The 549-nt window shown below is 67.6% G+C and carries 1 protein-coding gene; it reads left to right on the top strand.

Features of this window, described 5'->3' with window-relative positions:
* Positions 1 to 11: 11 nt before the first annotated feature.
* Positions 12 to 549: branched-chain amino acid ABC transporter permease (locus GBZ48_RS35930; protein WP_246307701.1), on the top strand; the 538-nt coding region annotated here is incomplete at its 3' end.

Raw genomic sequence — 549 nt, 5'->3', positions numbered from 1 at the left:
TCGCCGCCGTCCTGCTGCTGGTCGCCGTCGCCGCACCCTTCGTGCTCTATCCCGTCTTCCTGATGAAGGTGCTGTGCTTTGCGCTGTTCGCCTGCGCCTTCAACCTGCTGATCGGCTTCGCCGGCCTGCTCAGCTTCGGCCATGCCGCCTTCTTCGGCGGGGCCGCCTACATCGCCGCCCACACGGTGAAGGTCTGGGGCTGGGCGCCGGAGTTCGGGCTGATCGCCGCCACCGCGGTCGCCGGGCTGATGGGGCTGGTCTTCGGCCTGATCGCCATCCGTCGCCAGGGCATCTATTTCGCCATGATCACGCTGGCGCTGAGCCAGATGGTGTTCTTCCTGGCGTTGCAGCTGCCCTTCACCCATGGCGAGGACGGCATCCAGGGCGTGCCGCGCGGCACCCTGTTCGGGCTGTTCGACCTCAGCCAGCCGCTGACCATGTACTACACGGTGCTGGCGATCTTCGTCGCCGGCTTCGCCCTGATCTGGCGCACGGTGCATTCGCCCTTCGGCCAGGTGCTGAAGGCGATCCGCGAGAACGAGCCGCGCG

This window comes from Azospirillum melinis (assembly GCF_013340935.1).
GTDB lineage: Bacteria > Pseudomonadota > Alphaproteobacteria > Azospirillales > Azospirillaceae > Azospirillum > Azospirillum melinis.
This window is presented reverse-complemented; position numbering and strand designations above follow the sequence as displayed.